Raw genomic sequence first — 18,662 nt, forward strand, 5'->3', positions numbered from 1 at the left:
GGCGTCACGGGCAGGCAGTGTAGCGGGGATGCGGGCCGTTGCCTAAGCGTAAAGTCTGAATGTGGCGCACTCCGGTGGCCGCTGGCAGCGGCGGGCGATGCTTTTTTCTGGCATCGCCTGGCGCGAATCCCTATAATTGCCGCACCCTTACCGCCGCCGGTGGCCGGCCTCGGATCCGGCGGCGGTGAGGTGAGCTGCATCATTCCGCGACTATCCGGACCAGCGTCCGTCGGCTGAGGCGTTATCGCCGGTTAGCGGGCGCCCCCGGTGACCGTCGCGCTTCTTTGAAAATACCAGGTTCAACTATTTATGACTGATTCTCACCCGTGCGTCATTGTCGGCATTGCCGGCGCCTCTGCATCCGGAAAAAGCCTTATTGCCAGTACGCTGTATCGTGAAATTCGCGCGCAGGTGGGCGATGAAAACATTGGCGTAATCCCGGAGGACGCGTACTACAAGGATCAGAGTCACCTCACCATGGAAGAGCGGATAAAAACCAACTATGACCATCCCAGCGCCATGGATCACGACCTGCTGCTGAGCCACCTGCAGGCGCTGAAAGCGGGGCAGGGGATTGAGCTGCCGGTGTACAGCTACGTGGAGCACACCCGCACCGCCGAAACGGTGCAGCTGAAACCGAAAAAAGTGATTATCCTTGAGGGCATTTTGCTGCTCACCGACGCGCGACTGCGCGACGAGTTGAACTTCTCCATTTTTGTCGACACGCCGCTGGATATCTGTCTGATGCGCCGGATGAAGCGCGACGTCAATGAGCGCGGACGCTCGATGGATTCGGTGATGGCACAATATCAGAAAACGGTGCGGCCGATGTTTTTGCAGTTTATCGAGCCCTCCAAGCAGTATGCCGATATCATCGTGCCACGCGGAGGGAAAAACCGCATCGCTATCGACATCCTGAAGGCGAAAATTACCCAGTTTTTTGCCTGATACCGCCGGCGGCGAGCCGGGATCGCGGCCCGCCGCCTGAACCCGAGTCATTTCTCTGTTACCCTGAGTAGCGGAGCCGCTCGCCGCCCCCGCGCGGCGCGCAACCAAGGGAGTGAAGCACCATGAGATTATGCGACCGCGACATCGAGGCCTGGCTGGACAGCGGTAAGCTGGCCATTGACCCGCGCCCGCCGGTAGAGCGCATCAACGGCGCGACGGTAGATGTGCGTCTCGGTAACCAGTTCCGCACCTTTCGCGGCCATACCGCCGCCTTTATCGACCTGAGCGGGCCAAAGCAGGAGGTCAGCGCGGCGCTGGATCGCGTGATGAGCGACGAGATCGTGCTGCCGGAAGGAGAGGCGTTTTTCCTCCATCCGGGCGAGCTGGCGCTGGCGGTGACGCTGGAATCCGTCACCCTGCCGGACGATTTGGTCGGCTGGCTGGATGGCCGCTCATCGCTGGCGCGGCTCGGGCTGATGGTTCACGTCACCGCTCACCGCATCGATCCGGGCTGGCAGGGGCGCATCGTGCTGGAGTTTTACAATTCCGGCAAGCTACCGCTGGCGCTGCGCCCGGGCATGCTGATTGGCGCGCTGAGCTTTGAGCCGCTGTCAGGACCGGCCGCGCGTCCTTACAACCGTCGGGAAGATGCCAAATACCGCGACCAACAGGGTGCCGTCGCCAGCCGGATTGACAAAGATTAACGGCGGGTGCGGTCAGACTGAGAGGGTGTGATGAGAAGAGTGATTACCACGCTGGCGATCCTGCTGGTGGTTATTGTCGCCGGGATGACGGCGTTAGTGTTATTGGTAAACCCGAACGATTTTCGCTCTTACATGGTCAGGCAGGTCGAACAGCGCAGCGGCTATCAGCTGAAGCTGGAGGGGGACCTGCGCTGGCACGTCTGGCCGCAGCTGAGTATCCTCGCCGGGCGGATGAGCCTGACCGCCCCGGGCGCGACGCAGCCGCTGGTGAGCGCGGAAAATATGCGGCTCGATGTGCACCTGCTGCCGCTGCTGTCGCATCAGCTGGCCGTGCGGCAGGTGATGCTGAAAGGGGCGGTGATCCGCGTCACGCCGGAGAGCGCCGCCCGTCGTCCGGACAGCGCACCGCACGCGCCGGATAATGACCGCGACGCGCTCCCGATCGATCGCGGCTGGAGCTTTGATATTGGCCGGCTGGAGGTGGCGGACAGCCTGCTGGTGTGGCAGCCGTCCGGCGGTGAAGCCATTACCTTCCGCGATATTGATCTGCTGATGAAGCAGGACAACCGCCAGCAGGCGCAGATCGCCCTCTCCAGCCGGGTCAGCCGCGATCAGCGCACGCTGCAGTTCTCGCTGGCGGCGGAGATGAACGTGTCCGGCTGGCCGCGCCAAATCGACGGCACCCTCCACCAGTTTGATTACCGCCTCAGCGGCGCCGATTTGCCGAAGCAGGGGATCGCGGGTCAGGCGAGCCTGCAGGCGCGCTGGCGTGACGATCAACACTTTGCGCTGGATAAGCTGGCGTTCAGCGCGAACGACTCGGCGTTTACCGGCCGCCTGAGCGGCTCGCTGGCCAGCGCCAGTACCCTGCAAATGGATCTGCATGCCAGCAACCTGAATCTCGATTCGCTGCTCGGCATCAGCGAGGCCGCGGGCAGCGGCAGCGCCGGTGCCGCCAGCGGTAACGGGGTGAGCGGGGCGCGGCCGGTGATTGCCACGGCGGCCGACTCATCGTCGCCGCCGACGCTGATTCGCGATTTTACCAGCCGCCTGAAGCTCAGTGCCGACGCGCTGCACTGGCGCGGCCTCAATCTGCAGCAGGTGGTGCTGGACGCGGAGAATCAGCGCGGCATCATTACCCTGAATACCTTTCGCGGCCGCAGCGGCGCGGGGCACTTCTCGCTGCCCGGCACGCTGGATTTGCGCAGCGCACCAAGCCAGGTGGCGCTGGCGCCGGACGTGACGGATCTGGCGCTGACGCCGCTGCTCACCGCGTTCAATCTGCCCACCTCGGTCAGCGGCAATCTGACCCTTAACGGGCAGTTCAGCGGCCGCGGCATGAGCGTGGAGGACGTCAAACGGCACTGGACAGGGCGGGCAGACGTCCGCCTCAACGCGGCGCGACTGCACGGCCTCAACTTCCAGCAGATGATTCAGCGCGCGGTGGCCAGCAGCAGCGATAAGGTGCAGGGCGAACAGAGCGACGTGGACTACACCGAGCTTAAGCAGCTGCAGGCCAATGCCGTGCTGGACAGCGGATCGCTGGCGCTGGATCAGCTGCGCGGCGACGCGGCGCTGCTCACGCTAACCGGCGAGGGCAGCGTCAGTCTGGCGCGCCGCCAGTGTGACATTCAGTTTGCCATCACCGTCACCGGCGGCTGGCGCGGTGAAAGCCAGCTTACCCAGCTGCTGAGCACCACGCCGATCCCGCTGCGCCTGTATGGCAACTGGGATGCGCTTAACTACAGCCTGAAGGTGGATGACGTCCTGCGCGGTCAGCTGGAGTCCGAAGCGAAAAAGCGCCTCAATCAGTGGGCGGATAAAAATCAGCACAAGCAAAGCGGTAAAGACCTGAAGCAGTTCCTCGATCATCTGTGAGTCAGCGCGGGCGGATCGGCGCCCCGCGCACGCCATCCCCGCATCGCGGCCGTCGCCGCGTGCCGCCCCTTCTCTGCGCCGGGGCACGCGCCGCACCCAGCTTAGCGGCGGCCCGGCCTGCCGTCCGGCAGGCGGATGGCGCGGCAGGCCGTCCAGCGGCCACCCGCCGCCGACCCGCTGCGGCCATCCTCCCGCCGCTCACCCTCGCGGCAGCGCCCCGCACCGGGCGCCTCAATCTCACCCGGCAGTGCGCCGGCGCGGGGGCAGCACGTCAGCCAGCGTCACCCTCTCGACGCCGTCAGGATCACCCACCACCGCGGCGACGCGCGGGGCGAAACGGGGCGGCCGCCGGCCGCCTACCCGCCTGCGGCCATCCTCCCGCCGCTCACCCTCGCGGCAGCGCCCCGCACCGGGCGCCTCAATCTCACCCGGCAGTGCGCCGGCGCGGGGTCAGCACGTCACTCAGCGTCACCCTCTCGACGCCGTCAGGATCACCCACCACCGCGGCGACGCGCGGGGCGAAACGGGGCGGCCGCCCTCCGCGGCAAACGCCGGCAGAAGGGCGCCTCGCGCCGTTGCAGATGCCGCCAATCCCGTCCGGGCACCACGCGTCACCGCGGCGCGCCGCCTGACGGGGAGGCGGGCTGGCAGCCGCACGGCGCGTCGGGAGCGAGCGGCAGCAGGTCATGGCGCGGGGCATGAGCGGACTGACGGTGCGGTTATTCAGGCCCGTACCCGGCCAGCATTCGACGCTTCAGGCAGTGAAACCGCGCCGGATCCTGCGGCGCGCCGGTGCCCGTTCCCCGGGCTGCCGCGCCGACAGAAAGCGGCGGCGGGTCAAGAAAGGCAGCTGACGGCCTCCCTGTCGGCTCCGGTAAGCCGTCAGCTGCCCTGAGCTGGCCTGGCGGGTTAGCGCAGGCTCTCCGCCACCCGGCTAACGCCGAAAATCAGCCACACGCTCAGGCCAAAAATGATGCGCCCGGGAGGGCGGTGGCTAAAGGGCGTCCGTGGCCTGCGGGCAAAGATAGTCAGGCAATGGCACCGGCACCGCGGCAATCATTACCGGCAGGGTCTCCACCCTGCCCACGGCGGCGCCCGCCGCGGCGGGTGAAAACAGCGCGCCGACACCTCGATCTGCCCCACCGCCGGCCGCGCGCCCGGTGACCGTCTGGCCCGCGGCCCGGGCTCGCCGGGCGTGCGTTCAGCCGCGGGGCGTTAATCAGCATAACCAGCCCGGCATCCCGATTGGATGCGGGCGCTGAGCGGATGAGGAGCCCGCGTGAACCGCGGCCGGGTCAGGGTTACCGGGCGATCGGCGCCAGCCGCACTCCCCGCGCCAGCGTCAGTCGGGTCAGCCGGGCGCAAGCGCGCAGTGTCGGCGGCAGCGTCCCTGCCGGAGTGATGCTAAACAGCGGCTTATCGCTACCCCATACCGGAGCCCCCGCGTCAGCCAACCGGCCCGGATGGTCAGATCGGCGATCCACGCCAGGGCGGTATGGTCCGGGCAGTCAGAAAAGTTGTGAAGACGCTGTTGGCGAGAATGCCGGGCTTGACCACAACAGATAAACGGCGAGCGGCCCCGAACCTCAGCGGCGGTACGCCGCGTTTCCTTCTTTCCTCACGCGAGAGAGGCCGGTAACCGGCACGATTATGTTGCCGTTTGCCCCGACGATATTTCCTGGCAGCGGATGACTTACTATTAGCAACAGGGATTAATCTGGAAATAACGTTGTCACATCCTTTTTGTAACTCACTGAAAATAATCAGCTAAATTTAAAAATTCTTAGTCTTATTCCGAAAGTGACACCGGAAGCCTGTCCCGCACTTGTCACAAACATGCATTAGTATAAAAATCTAGCCAACAACTTTGCAGATCGTGACAAATCTTTATCATTACGTCCTGCTACTGAATGAGACGTTAATGAGAGTATTTACCTCTGTAATGCCCTGAGTTGGCGAATCATTAATTTATTAATATAAGAACTATCTTATAAAACAGCATTGGTAGCTGTAAGCCAGGGGCGGTAGCGTGTCTGAATAATCGTGTTCAGACGATATTTAAATCAGGTCAATAAAAATTATCCTAATTCCGTTCTTTGATTTCATTTTTAGGAAATTACGGAATAAACATTATCAGGCTATTCCGAAGCGTCATTCCCGGCGGTGAGTCCGGCAGTGCCGTTCGGAATATTGTTGATAAGCCACGGTCCGGCTTTTCCGTTGACGCTGAGTGCGGGGCGCGTCGGGGGTTGGACGACAATACACCCCTGCCGAAGAGGGCCCTATGACAGATGACGGAACAGTCTCCCCCTCCGGGTGAGCAGGCGCGGCCGGGCAACACGCCAGATGGCTTATTCCTCGCGCTGCCGCACCAGCCGGGTGGCCGGCTTGATACGCGATATAACACTTTTACGGTTAACACCGTACAAGATCATAAATCAGCAATAGCGATGATACATCAATGACGACATTAAACTTTAAGCTGGCACCGTTGCTGGTGGCTATCTCTCTGATTAGCGGCTGTACCGTTATTCCGGGGCAGAATCTTTCAACCAGTGGAAAAAATGTCATTAAACAGCAGGACGCTGATTATGACATTAATAAAATGGTCAATGTTTATCCGTTGACGCCTTCGCTGATCGAACGCCTGCGCACTAAGCCGGTGGTGGCTCAGCCCAATCCGGCGCTCGACAGCGAGCTGGCGAACTATGAATACCGCGTCGGTCCCGGCGATGTGCTCAACGTCACCGTCTGGGATCATCCGGAACTGACCACCCCGGCCGGCCAGTACCGCAGCGCCAGCGACACCGGTAACTGGGTGCACGCCGATGGCACCATCTTTTATCCCTACATCGGTAAAGTGAAAGTGGCCGGCCGTACGCTGAGCCAGATTCGCGGCGAGATCCAGCGCCGCCTGGCGGAATTTATCGAGAGCCCGCAGGTCGACGTTAATGTGGCGGCGTTCCGTTCGCAGAAAGTGTACGTCACCGGTGAAGTGGGCACCTCCGGCAAGCAGGAGATAACTAACGTCCCGCTGACGATCCTCGACGCCATCAACAACGCCGGCGGCCTCGCCGCCGCCGCCGACTGGCGTAACGTCATTCTGACCCATAACGGCCGCGAAGAGCGTATTTCGCTGCAGTCGCTGATGCAAAACGGCGATCTGATGCAAAACCGCCTGCTTTATCCGGGTGACATCCTCTACGTGCCGCGCAACGACGATTTGAAAGTGTTTGTGATGGGGGAAGTGACCAAACAGCAGACGCTGAAGATGGACCGCAGCGGCATGACCCTGACCGAAGCGCTGGGTAACGCCGAGGGCCTGAATCAGGAAGTCTCCGACGCCACCGGCGTGTTCGTGATCCGGCCGAGCCGGACGCCGGGCGGTAAAATCGCCAATATCTATCAGCTGAATACGGCCGATGCCACGGCGATGGTGATGGGCACCGAATTCCGCCTTGAGCCGTATGACATCGTCTACGTCACCGCGACGCCGCTGACCCGTTGGAACCGCGTTATCAGCCAGCTGGTGCCGACCATTAACAGCGTGCGCTACAGCGTGGATGTCACCCGCAACATTAAGAACTGGCCGTAATCATGTTTAAGTCAATTTTGGTGGTATGCGTGGGGAACATTTGCCGTTCCCCCACCGGTGAGCGACTTCTTCATCGCTACTGTCCGCAGCTGGAGGTGCAGTCGGCAGGGCTGGGTGCGCTGGTCGGCCGCGAGGCCGACGCGCAGGCGCGGCAGGTAGCGGGACAACGCGATCTGTCACTGGCCGGCCACCGCGCCCGCCAGCTCACACCGGACCTGTGTCGCCGGCACGACCTGATCCTGGTGATGGAGAAGCAACACATCAATGAGGTGAGCCAGCTTGCTCCGGAGGTGCGGGGTAAAACCATGCTGTTTGGTCACTGGGCCGGACAGCGTGACATTCCCGATCCCTACCGTAAAAGCCTGGAAGCTTTTGACTCCGTCTATGCGCTGCTGGACGACGCCGCCCAAAAATGGGCCCACGCACTCAACCGATAATCAGGTCTGACAATGGATAAAAAAGCGATCAGCACCCCTAAGAATGCGGATGCCAAAGACGAAATCGATCTCGGGCGGCTATACGGCTCCCTGCTCGACCATCGCTGGCTGATTGCCGGCGTTACCGCGCTGTTTACCCTGATTGGCGTGCTGTATGCCATGTTCGCCACCCCGGTCTATCAGGCAACCGCCCTGGTGCAGGTGGAAAAAACCCAGGGCAATATCGTGATGAACAATTTGAGCGGACTGCTGCCCGATGCCAAACCGAACTCCAACGCCGAGATAGAGCTGCTGACCTCGCGCATGGTGTTGGGGAAAACCATTGAGGATCTCGGTCTGGATACCGGCGTGGAGCCGCACTACTTTCCGCTGATCGGTAAAGGCTGGGCGCGGCTGATCGGCGAGGCGGAGCCAACGCTGGCGGTCTCGCGCTTTCGCGTTCCGACCCCGCTGCTCAACCAGCCGCTGAACCTGACGCTGGGCGCCGACAAACGGTGGACGCTCAGCGACGATAACGATCGGACACTGCTGAGCGGCCGCGTCGGCCAGCTGGCGACCCGCGGCGATTTCTCGCTGCTGATAAGCGGCAGCCATGCCGCGGCCGGGCAGAGCTTTAGTCTGACCAAGCGGGCGTTTTTGCCGACCTACAACGCGCTGTTTGGCAACCTGGTGGTGGAAGACCGCGGGAAAGACTCCGGCGTGCTGAACATGACGCTGACCGGTACCGATCCGGAACTGACCCAGCGGGTACTGAACTCGATTGCCGATAACTATCTGCTGCAAAACGTGGCGCGCAAGTCCGCCGAAGCGGAGAAGAGCCTGAGCTTCGTGCAGAAGCAGCTGCCGGAGGTGCGGGCCCGACTGGATGAAGCCGAAAACAAGCTCAACGCCTTTCGCCAGAGTAACGACTCGGTCGATCTGTCGCTGGAAGCAAAATCGATGCTTGACACCATGGTCAACGTCGATAATCAGCTGAACGAGCTGACCTTCCGCGAAGCGGAGATCTCCAAGCTCTACACCCGCGAGCACCCGGCTTACCGCACCCTGCTGGAGAAACGTCAGACGCTTATCGATGAGAAAAAGCGCCTCGAGAGCAAAGTGGGCAACCTGCCGCGTACCCAGCAGGAGATCATTCGCCTGACCCGCGATGTCGATGCCGGGCAGGCGGTCTACATGCAGCTGCTGAATAAGCAGCAGGAGCTGAGCATCAACAAGGCCAGCACCGTCGGTAACGTGCGGATCATCGACCGGGCACTGGTGCAGTATAAGCCGATTGCGCCGCGTACCCCGCTGATCGTCGGCATTGCGCTGGTACTGGGGCTTATCTTCTCTACCCTGTATGTGCTGATCAAAACCATCATGGTGCGCGGGGTGGAAAGCCCGGAGCAGCTGGAAAACAACGGGATCAACGTGTACGCCAGCATCCCGCTTTCCGAGTGGCAGCAGCAAAAAGATCGCCAGCTGTATAAGCTGGCGAAAACCGGCGTCTCGAAGCCGCTGCGCTCGGCGGAGCTGCTGGCGCTGGCCAACCCGGCTGACCTGGCGGTGGAGGCGATCCGCAGCCTGCGCACCACGATGCACTTTGCCATGCTGGACGCCAAAAACAACGTGGTGATGATTTCCGGCACCAGCCCGGGCATCGGGAAAACCTTCGTCAGCTCGAACCTGGCGACGGTGGTGGCCCAGTCCGGCCAGCGGGTGGTGTTTGTCGATGCCGATATGCGCAAAGGCTATGCCCACGATCTGTTCCACAAGGAGGGTAAAAAAGGCCTCTCCGACCTGCTCTCTCACCAGCTGACTCTGGAGCAGGCGATCCAGCCGACCGACATTCCCAACCTCGACTTCGTCGCGCGCGGGCAGATGCCACCGAATCCGTCCGAACTGCTGATGAGCCAGACGTTCACCCAGATGCTGGACGCGCTGCAGAAGCAGTATGACATCGTGATTGTCGATACGCCGCCGATTCTGGCGGTGACCGATGCGGCGGTGATTGGGATGCAGGCCGGCACCAGTCTGCTGGTGGCCGGCTTCGAGAAAACCACCGTCAAAGAGGTGGAGGTCAGTATCCGACGCTTCGAGCAGAACGGCATCGAAATCAAAGGGGCAATCCTCAACCTGGTGATGAAGAAAGCGGCGGGGTATTACGGCTACGGCTATTACCACTACCGCTACGAATCTCAACACTCCTGAGGCCCGGGCGCCCTGGTGCGGATCCCGCTCCGGGCCAGGGCGCTGTGTTTAACCGGACCGCGGGGGAGCGCCGCCGCTGTCCGCCACCGTGAGAGGTGTTATGACCGCTTCTGCTACGCCACTGGTCAGTGTGGTGATCCCGACCTTTAACCGCGCCGCGGTGATTCTGTCCACGCTGAACAGCGTCCTGAATCAAACCTGGCCCCATCTGGAAGTCTGGGTGGTGGATGATGCCTCCACGGACGACACCGCGGCGATCATGGCCACCGTGACCGATCCGCGGGTGCACTTTGTTGCGCTGCCGGCCAATACCGGCGGCACCCGTCCGCGCAACGAGGGCATCGCCCGCGCGCGCGGTGAGTACATTGCCCTGCTGGACTCCGATGACAGCTGGCTGCCGGAAAAGCTCGAGAAGCAGCTGGCGTTTATGCAGCGTCAGGGGGGCGAACGCCGCGTCTGCATGACGGCGAAAATTAACCTCCGCCCTGAGGGGCAGCATGTCCGCCGCAACAAGCCGCTGAAGGGCTACCGCTCGATCATGGAGTACCTGCTGCTGGGCAACGATTTCCAGACCAGTACCCTGCTGCTGGATGCGGATATGGCCAAACGGGCCGGTTTTGATCCCGGGCTGCGCAAGCATCAGGACTGGGATTTTGCGCTGCGGCTGGAAGAGCAGGGCGCGCAGTTTCTCTATTTGGATGAGCCGCTGACCTATTACGATGACGCCGACGGTGCCGGACGCATCTCTTCCGACGGCAAGCGGGAAAAGTCGCTGGCGTGGCTGGAGGGCATCAAGTCACGCGTACCGAGCGATATCTGGTATGGCTTTTACGCCAAGATCATCGCCGACAGCTACCTGCTCTCCGCCGGAGAGAAGGGTAAAGGAGTGAAGATCTATCTGCGCCTGCTGCTGGCGGGAAAAATCAAACCGGGCCACTTCTGCCAGATGATGGGCGAGCGGGTGCAGAAGCTGGCGCTGATCCTGTTTAAAAAAATGCGTCGCACGTAATGCGGGCCCCGTCGCGCCGGTGGGGCAGGGGAACCGAGGCTGCTGGCCGCCGGGCGCGATGGTGACAAGGGTGCAAACATGAAATTTATCTCGCTAAAAATTGGCGTCAGAAAGGATCGTTACGTCTATTTTGATGCCCATGTGACGCTGATGCTGTTCCTGGTACTGCTGATGCTGATGATTGTGCTGGCGATGGCAAAAGAGTCGGTCATGCCGAAGTACTTCTTTTCCGACCAGATTACCATCTTCAATATCATGAAGTTTGCCTATGATTTTCAGCCGGGAAGCTCCTACACCAGTACCGCTTATTTTTATAAGTTATTAGGCTTCGAGCAGAGTTCCGTGGTGTTTGCCATGCTCTCGTCCCTGCTGATCATGACCACCTATGTTTTTATTTTGATTAAGGTAAAGGGCGGTGAGCTGAATCTGCTCGATCTCGGCGTTTTCCTGTTTTTTGTGTTTCTGTCCGTGGTTAACCTGACCTGGCAGAGTAAAGATTTTATTGTTTTTCTGGTGATGCTGCCGTCACTGTTGATGTTTGCCAGTCCGCGCATCGGCCTGGCGGTGTGGACGCTCGGCGCGCTGCTGTTCGCTTACTACTTTCGCACCTACTGGTTTTTATTTGTGCTGGAATTTTACGGACTGCTGATAGCCAGCCGCTTTATCTCGTCGGCGAAGACGCTGGTGGTGCTCTGCCTGCTGTCGATGCTGGTACTGGCGGTGGCCGTTCAGGTGGCGCTGGGCGTGGACGTCGACGCGTTTCGCACCTCGGTCAATGAAATCCGTCTGGATCGCGAAGGGGACGGATCCAATACCCTGATCACCCCGTGGGTGCCCGGCGGTAATCCGCTGCTGGGCTGGATTAACATCTCAATCACCTGGTTTACGTTCTTTTTTCCCTTTCCGCTGATTGTGATGTTATCGCCATATTACCTGATCATCTCGCTGTTTATCATCATGATGTTCACCCGCATCTGGACGATTTTGCATCGCGTATTACGCTCGCGAGGAGCATATCCGCTGCTGCGGATCTTCTCGCTCATGGTGATTGCTTTTACCGTTATTCAAAGCATGTTTGAACCGGACTACGGCAGCTATCTCCGTCATTTAGGGCCGCTGTATCCGTTTATGTTTTATGTCTATTTATCTTTTGGGAAAGTGAACAAGGAAAACTAAATGAAAGTACTGCATGCCGCAGAAACAATAAAAGGCGGCGTCGCAACGGTATTAAAACAACTCGTTGCCGCGCAGCAGGCAGACCCTGCAGTGTTTACCATTCAGTGTTTAATTCCTGCCGATCAGTCCGGGGAGCTGGATACGGCAGCGGAAGCCAATCTGGTGCGCTGGCCGCGTACCGGGCGCGGCCCCGGCGCGCTGCTCGCCTTTGCCCGCGCATTTTGCCGAACGGTACTGCGCTTTAAGCCGGACGTGGTGCACCTGCACAGCTCGTTCGCCGGCGTGATTGGCCGGCTCTGCCTGCTGCTGCTCTGGCCGGTGGCCCGCCCGAAGGTGGTCTACTGCCCGCACGCCTTCAGCTTTTTAATGGAGACCAGCGGCGGCAAGAAGCGGCTGTACGGCCTGATAGAAAGAGTGCTGCTGCCGATGACCGACGCGGTTATCTGCGTCAGCGACTACGAGGCCCGCCAGGCGAGGGCCAGCGGCCTGCGCGGCGACAAGCTGGTGGTGGTGCACAACGGCGTAGCGGAAAAACCGGCCCGCCCGGCGGGCAGCGGCGGCGACCCGCAGACCATCAACCTGCTGTTTGTTGGCCGCTTCGATTATCAGAAAGGCTATGACCTGCTGGTGCGCGCCATGCAGCGCCTGACGCCCGGCCCGCTGCGTCTGACCGTGGTGGGGGAGGCGGTGCACGGCACCGAGGCGGTGGAGAAACTGCCCGATGCTCACTACACCGGCTGGCTGAAGGCGAGCGAGATGGAGCACTATTTTCAGACCGCGGATGTGCTGGTGATCCCCAGCCGCTGGGAGGGGTTTGCCATGGTGCCGCTGGAAGCCATGAGTTACTCGCTGCCGATCGTCGCCAGCGACGCCACGTCGCTGCCTGAAGTGGTGACCGAGAAAGAGACCGGGCTGCTGTTTCGCCAGGGCGACGTCGATTCGCTGGTATCGGTGCTGTCGGACCTCGGGCAGTACGATTTACCGCAGATGGGGAAAAAAGGTAACGCGCTATTTAAGCAGCACTTTACCTCACAGGCGATGATCAGCAAGACCCATCGGCTGTACGCGGACATTACCCGGCAGGGATCATGAGGTTACACAGAGAGGTCTGAAGGGTGTCTTCAATCATGTATGAGCCAGGCGGGAAGAAAACGACAATGCATGCCGTAAACGGACAACGTCCACGAAGCAACGCTTCAATCATCTCCATGATGCAGCGATTCTCCGACATTTTCGTGATGTTTGTCGGGCTGTGGCTGCTGAGCTGGATCAATGGCCAGCCGCTGACGCTGCCGTGGTGGCTGCTGTTTCTCACCGGGCTGGTGCTGTTTCAAATGATCGGCGGCATGACCGATTTTTATCGCTCCTGGCGCGGCGTCAGCTTCGCGACCGAGCTGCAGGTCATTGTGCAAAACTGGAGCCTGAGCATGCTGATCGCGGCGGGCCTGATGGCGTTTGTCCAGCTGTTAAGCATCCCGTTTAACAGCTACGTCATTTGGTGGGGCACGGTGGCGATCGGCTTTATTATCAGCCGCGCGCTGATCCGCTGGCTGGCCAGACTGATCAGGAAGCTGGGCTATAACACCCGCAACGTGGCAATCGTCGGCACCTTGCCGATTGGCGTTTCGCTGGCCAGCAGCTTTATCGATGCGCCGTGGATAGGGCTGAACGTGGTGGGCTTCTACGCCGACGATCGGCCCGAACACCGCGACGACGCCGACCCCAAACTGGCCTACTGCGGCAACGTCAGCCAGCTGGTGAGCGACGCGCGCGAAGGCCGGCTGGATAAGATCTATATCGCCATGGCGATGGCGGAAGAGCAGACGATCCGCTCGCTGGTGGCGCAGCTCACCGACACCACCTGCTCGGTGATGCTGATCCCCGATATCTTCACGTTTAACATTTTGCAGTCGCGTACTGAAGAGGTGAACGGCGTGCCGGTGGTGCCGCTGTTTGAAACGCCGATGAACGGCGTCAACCGGGTGCTGAAGCGTCTGGAGGATATCATCGTCTCGTCGCTGATCCTGCTGCTGATTTCGCCCGCGCTGCTGACCATTGCCGTGCTGGTCAAAGTGAGCTCGCCGGGGCCGGTGATTTTCCGTCAGGTGCGCTACGGCATGGACGGCAAACCGATCCGCGTGTGGAAGTTTCGCTCAATGAAGGTGATGGAGAATGGCGCGAAGGTGGTACAGGCGACGAAGGGCGATGCCCGAATCACGCCCATCGGCCGCATTCTGCGATCCACCTCGCTGGATGAGCTGCCGCAGTTTTTCAACGTGCTGAAAGGCGATATGTCGATTGTCGGCCCGCGCCCGCACGCGGTGGCGCACAACGAGCAGTACCGCGCGCTGATTCAGGGCTATATGCTGCGCCACAAAGTGAAGCCGGGCATCACCGGCTGGGCGCAAATCAACGGCTGGCGCGGCGAGACCGACACGCTGGAAAAAATGGAAAAACGCGTCGAATACGACCTGCAATATATCCGCGACTGGAGTATCGCCTTTGATCTGCGCATCATTTTTCTGACCATTTTCAAAGGCTTTATCAGTAAAACTGCTTACTGATCGCGGGACCCTTTTGCCGGGCCAGGGCGGGCAAGCCGTGGCACTTTTACAGGAACTCACCATGACAGATACGCCGCTAATTTCCGTAATCATTCCCTCGTATGGCCGGCCGGACAGTCTGCCGCGCGCCATTCAGAGCGTACTGGACCAAAGCTGGCCGCACCTTGAAGTGTTGGTGGTCAACGATAACCCGGCCGACTCGGCGTGGTTTGCCGACACCAACGCCGTCAAAGCGCAGTTCGCCGATGACCCGCGGGTGCAGATCTTTGCCGATGGCATCAACCGCGGCGGCGGCGGGGCGCGCAACATTGGTATCTCCAACGCCAGCGGCGAGTACATTTCGTTCCTCGACGACGACGATGTCTACTTCCCGCACAAGCTCGCTACCCAGTACCGGCACCTGCAGGAGAGCGGCGCCGACGTTTCGGTGTGCGATATGGCGATGTACCGCGATGGCGTGGCGGTCAGCGACCGCAAATGCGCGGCCAACGTCGGCGATATGGCCAACTTTATTACGCAGGGCAATGCCTTCACCCCGATGATCTTCTGCCGGCGCCGCGTGCTGACCGAGACCGGCATGTTTCACGACACGCCGCGCTTCCAGGATCACGTCCTGATGATCAAAATCCTCGCCGCCGGCTTTGTGGTCCACACGCTGCACGAGGCGCTGTTTATCCATCACGATCACCTTGGTGAGCGCATCACGCTGTCGAAAAAATCGGTGCTGGGCTATCAGATTCGCCACCAGTTTGAGGCGCAACATCTGCACCTGCTGAGCACGGCACAGCGCCGCCACTACACCCTGAAGGTGGCGCTGCTTAACGCGCGCATCATGCGCAATCAAGACCGCTGGGGGGCGGCGCTGAAGGCCATTGCGCGCGCCTACCTGAACGCTTCCAGCCTGCCGCAGTTTATGGCGGTAACCAAACGCTTCGGCAGCGTGCTGCTGAAATCGCGCACCCCCTTTTAATTTTTGCCGGACAGGGATAGTCCGCCAACCAGAGTGAATCCAATGACCGATACGCACACCCTGCCGTCTCTCTCGGTGATCATCCCCGTTTACAACGTGAAGGCGTATGTCGAGGAGGCGGTTGACTCAATTCTTCACCAGTCGGCGCCGGCGACGGAGGTGATCATCGTCAATGACGGCTCGACCGACGGCTCCGGCGACCTGGTCGAGCGGCGCTACGGCCAGCATCCGCGGGTCACCGTTGTCCATACCGCCAACGGCGGGCTGGGTGAGGCGCGCAACGTTGGCACCCGCGCCGCCCGCGGCGAATTTATCTACTATTTTGACTCCGATGACGTGGCGGTGGAGGGCCTGATTGCCACCTTCCAGCGCGCGTGGCAGCAGCAGCCGGACCTCGATATCTTCGCGTTTTCCGCCGACTCCTTTCACGATCCGCAGGGCGCGGCCGTCGGTGAGTCGCGGCATAAGCTGATGTCCTACCGGCGCGGGCTGACACAGACGTTTGCCAGCGGCGAAGAGGCGTTTAACGCCTTCTTCCGCCGCGGGGCGTTTATCCCCAACGCCTGGCTGTATGTGTTCCGCCGGCGGGTGCAGGCTGAGCACCAGCTGTGGTTTCTCCCGATCATTCACGAGGATGAAGAGTTCACCCCGCGGCTGTTTTTCCGCGCCGGCAAGGTGGTGGTCAGCGACACTGTCTTCTTCCGCCGCCGGGTGCGCGCCGGGTCGATCATGCAGAGCGGCCGCGGGGAGAAAAACGCCATTGGCTATCTGCGCGCCTGTGAGGCGCTGGAGCAGCTGCAGTCAGGCTGCCGGCGCCGCGACAGCCGCGCGGCCCTGCGGGCGCGCCTCATCGAGAATCTGGTGCTGGTGATGACTCTGCGCAAGCGGGCCACCGCGCCCTTTAGCGCGCAGACCGAGGCGGATCTGGCAAACCTGATGCGTCGGCACCGCTGCCCGGAGCTGCTGTTAGCCCGCCGCAACCTGCTGGGCTGGCGGCTGATGAATTTTGCCCGCAAGCGGCTGCGCAAGCGCCGTTTCGCCTGAAGCCACGCGAAGCGGCCCGGCAGCGGGCCGCTTTTTTTATGCCGGCGTCAGCGTCTCGCGGGTGGCGAGATTGAGCCACGGGGCGCCCGGATCGTCGCCGAGCGCCACCCACAGCTCCCGTCCGCCGGTGGTGACGTTCTTGCCGGCAAATTTACTCATCTGATTCAGCCTTGACTGACGCTGGCTCAGCTGGGTTTTGCGATAGTGCAGGGCGTTATCCACGCCAATATTGCCCTCGACCAGCCAGCTTATCTCCGGCGCGCCGCCGTCGCCCTCCCACGCCAGCGGCAGTTTTTTCTCACCGATCACCGTATTGTTAGTGATGGTCAGCGACTGACGGATGCCGCTCAGGGCGGCAAAGCGATCGTGGGCCTCCACGGTGGTATTACGGATACTCAGGTTATCCAGATTGGGTAACACAAACGCCGTTTTGCCGCCGCGGTAGGTGTCGCCGTTAAGGGACAGCGTGCCCCCGCGCCCGGCGGCGATCGCCACGGCGTGATGACTGCCGTTCAGCTCGTGGCGGCAGTTGATGCTGTCGATACGGGTATCGCCGGTCACCCGCAGGCTCAGCGCGCGGGCAAAGCCGCGGCTGCGCAGGTTCTCGAGGCGGAAATCACTGGGGTTGTTGAGAAACACGGCGGTGTTGTTGCGCGACCCTTCGTTACGCAGGTAGCCCGACAGCGTCACGTCCATCTCGCCGGTCTGGGTGGCGGTGGCAAACCCGCAGGCGCGGGTGCCCTCGGCGATCAGCACGCTGCTGCGGATGTTCACCCCGTGGTTAAAATTGACCACCGCAATTGCCGCCTTGATCGGTTTCCACGCCGCGCCGTTGCGATTCTCCGGCGCGTTGCTGTAGCGGATAACGTTCTGGGCAATCACGTTTTTGCACTGAATATAGGCTTCGCCCCACCAGGTGGCCCCGCCCATTGAGATATTGCCGATGGAGACGCCATCGGTGATGTTCTCCAGCGCGAAGTGGCGACGAAACGGCCCCTTCGCCATGTTGTTCATCATAATGATGTCTTTATGGTCAACATCGCGCAGCGATCGCCGCGCGCCGTACAGCCCCTCGGCGTGGAAGGCGATGCGCGCATCCTGGTCAGCGCGGCACCAGGCGTGGTTGCCGGTGATGATCGAGCCCGATCCCCACAGGGTCACCGCATCGCCGCGATCCTCTCCTGCGCGCGAGTCGGGGTCGCTCTCGCCCGCGCCGGCGCCCAGGCACTCCAGAAACCAGTTGTCTACCACCTTGGTGCCGTAAGCGCCAAAATCCGCCGGCGCGATCACCGATTGCAGCATGCGCCAGAAGGTGCAGTTGGCCACTTCACAGTAGTTGGCCGCGAGAGTAATGCCCCCCTGGCGCCCGCCGCTCGCGCTTTTTAACCGCTGGGGATTATCCAGCATCAGCCCCTGCACTTTAGTGCCGTCGGCGGTCAGCCGCAGCAGAAACTTGTTTTGCATGCCGGCCAGCGGGGTCAGGATGCCGTTGCCGCGCCCCTCCACCCGCTGGTTGCTGATCGACAGCGTCAGGGTGTCCGACACGCTGAGCGGGGTATCGATGGTCAGGTACTTCTTATCTTCCATCAGCTGCTGCAGGTCGGCAAAGTTATCGACCGGGCCACCGTCGCGCGCCCGATCGTTGCGGATCTGCGCCCATGAGGTGGTGGCGTGATCGAGAATGATGCCCGGCGCCTGGCCCCGGAAGCGGTCCGGCCCCGAAGGGGCGGGCAGGGCGTCCGGCGCGCGGCCTCCGGCGTGGGCCAGCCCGGACAGCGCCCCCAGACCGGCGGCAGAGACCAGCAGTTTGCTCAGCGCCTGACGGCGCGTCGCAGAGGGGTGTTCGGCATCGGGTTTCAGTGCTTTCATATTCGCAGCCTTCTGGATAATGAGCGGTGCATCGGCTAACCGGTATGCCGTTAGCCGCGGGTGTCAAAAAATAAAACGCGTCATGTTTTAACAGAATGTCAGGGGATTAGATTTCGGAACGGAATTAAAAGTGCCGGCGTCAGACACATTTGAGATAAATCGCATACCGGTATTCTTGCGCTAACAACGCCGGCAGGGAAACGCAACGGCGCGGGCTAACGGGTTGTCCTGATGAGAAAAAGTCCGAATGATGCTGCCGCCCTGCGCGGCGGCTAACC

Annotated in this window: 14 protein-coding genes; 12 read left to right on the top strand and 2 right to left on the bottom strand. The window is 61.3% G+C overall.

Annotated elements, in window-relative coordinates:
- Window positions 1-309 precede the first annotated feature (309 nt).
- From udk to asmA, 3 genes are all read left to right on the top strand, one after another.
- On the top strand, window positions 310-948 hold the full coding sequence (udk, locus tag BS626_RS02865; protein WP_075180875.1) for a uridine kinase: 639 nt from the start codon (window positions 310-312) through the stop codon (window positions 946-948).
- A 122-nt stretch (window positions 949-1,070) separates the two neighbouring features.
- Complete coding sequence (dcd, locus tag BS626_RS02870; protein ID WP_075180876.1) at window positions 1,071-1,652, top strand: dCTP deaminase; 582 nt, start codon at window positions 1,071-1,073, stop codon at window positions 1,650-1,652.
- Window positions 1,653-1,682: 30 nt separating this feature from the next.
- On the top strand, window positions 1,683-3,530 hold the full coding sequence (gene asmA / locus BS626_RS02875) for an outer membrane assembly protein AsmA (RefSeq protein ID WP_075180877.1): 1,848 nt from the start codon (window positions 1,683-1,685) through the stop codon (window positions 3,528-3,530).
- Window positions 3,531-4,831: 1,301 nt separating this feature from the next.
- Here the strand turns inward: asmA and BS626_RS18260 are convergent.
- On the bottom strand, window positions 4,832-5,014 hold the full coding sequence (locus BS626_RS18260; RefSeq protein WP_139308745.1) for a hypothetical protein: 183 nt from the start codon (window positions 5,012-5,014) through the stop codon (window positions 4,832-4,834).
- A 977-nt stretch (window positions 5,015-5,991) separates the two neighbouring features.
- Between BS626_RS18260 and BS626_RS02880 the strand changes: the two genes are divergently transcribed.
- From BS626_RS02880 to BS626_RS02920, 9 genes are all read left to right on the top strand, one after another.
- Entirely contained in the window at window positions 5,992-7,125 is a 1,134-nt protein-coding gene (locus BS626_RS02880) for a polysaccharide export protein (protein ID WP_075180878.1), read from the top strand.
- Between the two features lie 2 nt (window positions 7,126-7,127).
- Window positions 7,128-7,562, top strand: a complete 435-nt coding sequence (locus BS626_RS02885; RefSeq protein WP_075180879.1) for a protein tyrosine phosphatase — start codon at window positions 7,128-7,130, stop codon at window positions 7,560-7,562.
- 12 nt (window positions 7,563-7,574) lie between these two features.
- The gene (gene wzc / locus BS626_RS02890; protein ID WP_075180880.1) at window positions 7,575-9,752 is read left to right on the top strand and encodes a tyrosine-protein kinase Wzc; all 2,178 of its coding nucleotides are present in this window, start codon (window positions 7,575-7,577) and stop codon (window positions 9,750-9,752) included.
- A gap of 100 nt (window positions 9,753-9,852) precedes the next feature.
- Window positions 9,853-10,761 (top strand): glycosyltransferase family 2 protein, encoded by a 909-nt coding sequence (locus tag BS626_RS02895; RefSeq protein WP_075180881.1) that lies wholly within the window; start codon window positions 9,853-9,855, stop codon window positions 10,759-10,761.
- Between the two features lie 78 nt (window positions 10,762-10,839).
- Window positions 10,840-11,937, top strand: coding sequence for a hypothetical protein (locus BS626_RS02900; RefSeq protein ID WP_075180882.1), 1,098 nt, complete (start codon window positions 10,840-10,842; stop codon window positions 11,935-11,937).
- Complete coding sequence (locus BS626_RS02905; RefSeq protein WP_075180883.1) at window positions 11,938-13,029, top strand: glycosyltransferase; 1,092 nt, start codon at window positions 11,938-11,940, stop codon at window positions 13,027-13,029. It begins immediately after the preceding gene.
- 65 nt (window positions 13,030-13,094) lie between these two features.
- Window positions 13,095-14,501, top strand: a complete 1,407-nt coding sequence (wcaJ, locus tag BS626_RS02910) for an undecaprenyl-phosphate glucose phosphotransferase (protein ID WP_075180884.1) — start codon at window positions 13,095-13,097, stop codon at window positions 14,499-14,501.
- A gap of 61 nt (window positions 14,502-14,562) precedes the next feature.
- Entirely contained in the window at window positions 14,563-15,471 is a 909-nt protein-coding gene (locus BS626_RS02915; RefSeq protein ID WP_075180885.1) for a glycosyltransferase family 2 protein, read from the top strand.
- 42 nt (window positions 15,472-15,513) lie between these two features.
- The gene (locus BS626_RS02920) at window positions 15,514-16,515 is read left to right on the top strand and encodes a glycosyltransferase (RefSeq protein ID WP_075180886.1); all 1,002 of its coding nucleotides are present in this window, start codon (window positions 15,514-15,516) and stop codon (window positions 16,513-16,515) included.
- Between the two features lie 36 nt (window positions 16,516-16,551).
- Here the strand turns inward: BS626_RS02920 and BS626_RS02925 are convergent, their stop codons facing one another.
- Complete coding sequence (locus tag BS626_RS02925; RefSeq protein ID WP_075180887.1) at window positions 16,552-18,384, bottom strand: hypothetical protein; 1,833 nt, start codon at window positions 18,382-18,384, stop codon at window positions 16,552-16,554.
- Between the last annotated feature and the right edge of the window lie 278 nt (window positions 18,385-18,662).

This window comes from Pantoea sp. 1.19, assembly GCF_001922585.1.
Classification (GTDB): domain Bacteria; phylum Pseudomonadota; class Gammaproteobacteria; order Enterobacterales; family Enterobacteriaceae; genus 1-19.